The organism is Phormidesmis priestleyi BC1401, from assembly GCF_001650195.1.
Classification (GTDB): domain Bacteria; phylum Cyanobacteriota; class Cyanobacteriia; order Leptolyngbyales; family Leptolyngbyaceae; genus Phormidesmis_A; species Phormidesmis_A priestleyi_B.
The window spans coordinates 1-6350 of sequence record NZ_LXYR01000110.1 but is presented as its reverse complement, the minus strand read 5'-3'; the positions used below and the strand labels follow the sequence as shown (position 1 = coordinate 6350).

The 6350-nt window shown below is 50.6% G+C and carries 1 protein-coding gene and 1 pseudogene; both read right to left on the bottom strand.

The window, feature by feature from the left end:
* Window positions 1-704, bottom strand: a pseudogene (locus tag A8707_RS25220) (ISKra4 family transposase); the annotation flags it as partial.
* Between the two features lie 34 nt (window positions 705-738).
* Window positions 739-5607 (bottom strand): beta-propeller fold lactonase family protein, encoded by a 4869-nt coding sequence (locus A8707_RS25215; protein ID WP_197485066.1) that lies wholly within the window; start codon window positions 5605-5607, stop codon window positions 739-741.
* Between the last annotated feature and the right edge of the window lie 743 nt (window positions 5608-6350).

Below are 6350 nucleotides of genomic sequence, written 5' to 3'. Positions count from 1 at the left end.
TCTAGCCGTTCCAGAAACGTCGCCTTGCCATATTCGGGGGTGGCTCCCATATAAATGGTGTGTTGTCGGTCTCCAAACGCGTCATACAGACTGATGGTGCCGACCATGGCTTCTCTCCATCCGGTGTCGCACAACAGCATACAGGTGCCATCTAAGCCAATGGCAACACTGGCAATTTCAGCGTCTAGTTGAGGGGGCACATAGTCCCAACTTTCTTCTTTCACCTCAATGATCGTGGCCACCGCTTCACTGAGACGCTGGATGTAGGACACGGCGACCGGGCGTTGATGATTCTCAGCCAAGTCTCGCTGCACGTCTCGGGCGGAACCATACGCCAGTTTCGAGGACACTTGTTTCGCAAACAGAGGCGTGGAGGTGATGATGATGCGAGACGCTCGCTCTAGCGGACAATCCGTTTTCCCGCCTCCAGAGCGCTGATAGACATGGCGTTCAATCACGACTTCTCCGTAGGGCGTTTGATACGCTTTGGGCTGCTTGCCTTTGGTTCGCATCACCTCTCCGGCAATCTCAATGGCTGAACCGTCGGTGTCCAGATACTCAAGAGCGGCTGTAGTGGCAATACGACCCGCCTCGTTGAGGCTTTCCTGAATCGCTTCTTCACTGGTCAGCAGCGAATGACTCAGGTCTATCGTCACTTCTATCCTGACTTGCGTCCCTTCTTGACTCAGCAATTGAGCGCTCATACTCACCACCTCTTGGTTGCCTCACTCAGTGATATCATGCTTGACCTACTAAATCAAGTAGAGGTCGCACCCCGTTGGAGGTTGCTGGCGCCGTGCCTTGAGCATCCAACTCCCGGAATCGGGTAATGGGCGTCGGCATTGCGCTATCGGCACCTTTAACGCTCTTCCAAATCATCAAGTTCTCAATGGCCTCGTTCTGGTCTTCTACCGACCAATCCACAGATTTGTCTCCTAGAGGTGATCCCACTGGGTTCTTCTCGGCAAGATTTTGAGTTGGTTTAATGGCCGTATAAGGTGTGAAATCAGGTTGATTGGTAAAGCTATTTAGCATGGGAGTTGCCGCTGCATCGTACTGACTCATCGGTCCAAGTCCCACAATTAGCTCCATGGTTCGCAGCATGGAAACAGTGCTGTAGAAGGTGGAGTCAACCTTGCCTGTTTGGGTATAGGGGCTGATGACTTGAGTAATCGTGCGGTGGGCATCGACGTGATCAGGGCCATCCTGAGCGTCATCCTCCAGAACAAAGATAGCGGTGTCCTTCCAGTCAACCGAATGGGAAACGGCATCTACCAGTTTGCCTAGAGCCAGATCATTGTCTGCCATATAGGCACGCGGTGTCGGTGCACCAACGAATGTACCGGCGGTGTGATCACTCGGCAAGCGGACAAACTCCACGGTCGGAAGGGTGCCATTGGTCTCATACTGGTTGAACTCCTTCAGCCATTCATCAATCCGAGTAGCGGGGTTGGGGTTTTGGGGAGTGGCAAACAGTTCGGGAGAGGAATCGGGTTTGGTCAAATCAAATCCCGCAAAGTTCAGGTCGGTGTTGGTAGCTAACCTGGGTTCAGTGGCGGCAACTTTTCCACCAAAAACGCGGAATCCGTAGTTACGGTAGTCAATTCCAGCGTCGCTCAACTTATTCCAGATGAAGGCATCTTGGGGATCTTTACCGGGTGACGTAGCGAGGTTACCACCTTCAAAATCGTAAGGACGATTGCGGTTGCCATCGGCGTAATTGGCTGGCCAGTTCTTCTGCACGTAGGTATTAGCCAACGCTCCAGTAGACCAGTTCCAACCGTCCGCTGAGACTTCGGCATCCGCGTAGAAATTATCGAGGGTGACAAACTGTTGAGCCAGTTGCCGTTGGTTCGGCGCTGACTCATCACCAAACAAATTCAAACTTGGATCGCCATTACCTTGACCGAGGCTGCCTAATACCTGGTCAAAGGTGCGGTTTTCCTTGATGACGTAAATCACGTGCTTAATCGGGGAAGGATCGCCTGGTCTCAGGGGGATGACGTTTTCCTGAGGAATCCCGGCGACGCGAACTTTATTGCCCTCATCAAACCCGTTATTTTTGATCACCTGCTGCGTATATTGCTGGAGCATGTCAGGGTTGGACACATCGATTTGTGACAGCGTTCCCTGAATCATGGAGCCAACATACTGATTTGGTGCCTGCTCTGGATTGCGATAAGGAATGGCTCCATTCGGGTTAGGACCTGCCCCCAAACCTTTGGCGTTGATCACATCGAGTTCTTTGCCATCGGGAGAGAGGACTACCCCCGTCGGATACCAAGCTGTGGGAATCAATCCTTTCACCCGATCGAGCGTGGTGGCATCACCTAATTGAACTACGGCAACATCGTTATTCGTTGCGTTCGCTACATAGAGCAGTTTGCCATCGGGAGAAACCGTCAAGGCATTGGGACTGCTGCCTTCCTTAGCTCCAGGATAGGGGGAGAGGTCGATTGTCCGAATGACTTGCTTGGTTCGGGTATCGATGACAGAGACATTGTCACTATCGGCATTAGCTACATAGAGTTCATTGTTCGTAGGGTTGAGCGCCATGGCGTTGGGGTGAGTGCCCACTGAGATCGCCGGACCTTGAGCCAAGGTTGGAACACTCAAATCAATCACAGAAACTGACTTTTCACCCCAATTGCTGACATAGGCGGTTTTGCCATCGTTAGACAGCACAACCGTATAAGGATTATGTCCAACGGGAACCGTAGCCGTCACTTCACGAGTTGGCAAATCGATCACGGTCATGGAATCGCCCAAGTTGTCAGCAACGTAGAGGGTTTTGCCATTAGCAGAGATCGTTAAGCCACCCGCGTAAAGGTTAACTGGTTTGCCATTAGGTGATTGGGGCAACGGAATGGGAATGGCAGCATCTTCGGTGAAGGTTTGTCCATTTACGTCGTACACCCGGATCTTATTGTTACCGCCAGCAGAGGCATAGAGTTGCTTGCCATCAGGGCTGAACGTCAGTCCAATGTATAGAGCTTCGTTTCCTTCGTAGGGAATGGTTTGCACGATATGACCGGACGCTCGATCGATGACCATCAAGGATTGGGTTGACTGACCGTTGTTGCTAACTACGAGGGTTTTGCCATCGGGACTGATGACAACGTTATAAGGGCGATCTGCATACACACCAGAGGTTGGATCGACCAATTGCACTTGTTTACCTGCTGGAGTCAAAAACCATCCCTGCGGAGTGGTAGCAGTTTCGGGACCCGCAATCGTGCGGTAGGGGGCAAAGGCAACTGTTAACAGGCTGGCTTGAATATCTTTGACCACGGCTAGCAACTTGCCGGTTTTACTCTCACGAATCAGGGCATCGGTCTCGTTGGACCCTGTACCCTGAGCAATGTTGAGTTGCTCAAAGGTTAAATCACCCGCTAGAGCAATTTTGTCTTTACCCAGCTTAAAGTCGGCGATCGTGATCAGACCCTCACCTGGTGCAATCACAAACGTATCTTTGCCCTTGCCGCCGACAAACGTAGTTTCGCCCTTGCCGCCTTCTAGGGTGTCATTACCATCGCCTCCAAAGAAGGTGTTGAAGCCAGCACCGCCACGCAGCACGTCATTACCTGAGCCTGCGAAGACAGTGTGGTCACCCACGGGGGCATTGATGATGTCCTTGGAGTCATTAAATCCAGTCACTATACGACTGATCGCATCTAGATAGGTGACAGTATTGCGATTGAACACCGCATCGCGGGGAGCATCGTTATTGAATACATCGAAGCTATCTGTGCCCTGCTTTTGGCCATCAAACACAATGTTGTAGAGATCAACAGCGGCACCAGTTGCACGGCTCAGGTTATCTAAGTTCTCTAGCTTAAAGTTCTGCAGCGTCACCTTGGTATCGCTGACGCCTTCAAACGTAATCACCAAATCATTCCCCTGGGGGGCCAGGATCATGTTTTTAGCAATCAAACCGTTTCCAAAAAACTTGAGGGTATCGGCCTCAGAGATCGTGCCACTAGCGGGAACCGCACCCTGACCCACACCACCAAAGTTTTTAATGACGGCTGTGCCACCTCGATAAATCGCAAAGGTCTTCTGCCCTCCCTTGCCATCTTCCAATAAAGAGTTCAGACTGGGAAGTGCTTGAGTCTTCTCAGCAACGGCTCCCTGCAAATCCTCCGGATTCAACCCCAGGGTCTGCAAAGTGGTCACAGCGATTTGCTTGGTGCTGACGCGAGTCGCCTGGATGCTGCCGCTTAGTTCTGGGTTTACAGCCCCACCACCCACAATCAGTGCCACATGGGTATCATCCTCTGAGAAGCCGCCATGCTCTGCCTGCTTAGAAGGTTTAGCGGGATTTCCTACCAGTACATACCTAGGCTTCAGCTTGACAATAATGTCCGGTGTTGTGGACTCTTGAGTAGGGTTGCCAAAGCCAGCCTGCTGTAAGCCCGAGCCAAATAACACGGTGTCAATGCCTGAGTTGGGGTTGGCAGCCTTCAGATCATTGAGAACTTGAGCGGCACTAGTGGTTTGGGCTTGATTGTCTAGCCACAGCAAAGCGACATCATCTTGAGTTGCTTGGGCCACTGTAATGCCAGCCGCATCGAGAGCATTCGTGTAGATGTCGTCTTTAATTAACGAGGCTGCTCCAATGCGGGGGTTTTGCCCATGCTTGGCTGTCAACACAATTTCAGTGGAATCGTACAAGCCTGCGGTCTTCAAGGCCGAGACGATTTGCCCAATGCTGGCATCAGTATGGCTCAGTCCATCTTTTAAGGTCGCTGAGACCGTGCCATCAGCGGCAATGCCTCCCGTGGTTAGCTTTTCACCAACGCTGACCGCTTGGAAGTTCAGACCAAACAGGGATGGGACACCACTAGCCTGAGTACCCAAAGAATTCAAGCCGCTGATTTCATTGATGATCGCTTGCACCTTCAGGTCGTCATTGGCTTCGGTCAGCTTAACGCTAGTCGTGGTAGTGGCAAAGGTGAGTTTGCTGGGGTCTTGGGCGGTCGAAGCATCGACCAGCTTGTCGTTCTCGATCGCGACTGAAGCATTGATTTCTGGGGTGTATAGATCACTGACGCCATTGCCGCTGGGACCATTAGCAATCTCGTAAGCCGGATGCTTATCAGCGAAAGCCGTGACTAACCCAGCATCGTGAGCCACATTGAAGATGGTGTTGACCTGCAAGAAGCTGTGGGGATAGACGGGATTACCCTGAGCATCTACAGGCAGCTTTGTGGGGTCAATGCCGCCGCCACCATTCAGCAGCGTGGGGTCTTTGTCAATGTTTTCGGCATATTGCACTTCAGTGCCGAAAGGGGTAGCGCTCGTAGCACCCGGTGCCTTGAGTGTACGGGAGTAAGAGTCATCGTAATAAACGCCAGTGGTAGCAGGCCCAGCACCAGTTAGATAGTTCAGCTCACCCGGGAAGGAATCAGACGGGACGCTGGTGTACGCATTGGTATAGGTGACACCGCCTGTGGCCAAACTGCGAATATTGGTCAAGCTACCTTGGAGTTTTGGGTCGGTTAAATCAGCTTCCCGCAAGCCATCGACAGAAATCAGCAGGACGTACTTACCGTTACCTGCACTGGCGGAAGCTTTGGCAAGTGAGGCATCAATGGGAGCTTGCAAGGTTGAGGAATTAGCGATGGTCGGGAGGCTGGTATCAAGTCCAAAATTACTGTTCAAGGATTTGGGGTCGATCATCATGAGACTCAGATTGGTGTGTAGAAACAAAACAGTAAATTGCAGGCTTTAAAGCGGAATTCGCTCAGCTTGGTTAACTTAGTGACCCAGCTAGTGAATCTAATATAAAGTTCTGTAAATAAGTAAAAACTTGGGCTGAAGTTGGAACAGTCGCGATTGCTAAACTCTCGGATAAAAGGATTGAAGAACTGTTGACAATTGAACTGATTGGTGGATTCAACACAGGTGAAGACAGTAAGGTCTGCCATTTCATGGTTGAAGAACCGTAGATCTGCGGAAGATTTTTACAGACAGGACTCACTTTACTGGAAGTACATTAAGAGAACTTTATTCGAGGGCTAAGTAGTCTTTATTAACGTCGCTTCTTATTAGGAATTCACACAAGTAGAATTGCTGCAAAAACTAATTTTTTGCGTTGAGAGTTCGACCTTGTTAACGAATCGCTTGCCCTTGAGTAATCTCCTGAAGTAGGTCGTCCATACAACAAAAAACAGCGATGATAAACTCTTCAATAGAAAACATTAGTCCCACGGCTACCAACTTAAGCCGGGACAGTAGATCCCTCAAGTCTTTAGAGTGTGTTTGTAAATGAGTATTAAGCGGTCTTTTCTTTCCATCGGGTGTGGTTCTTTGTTAATCGTTTGAGCATTAACCGAATCATCACGATA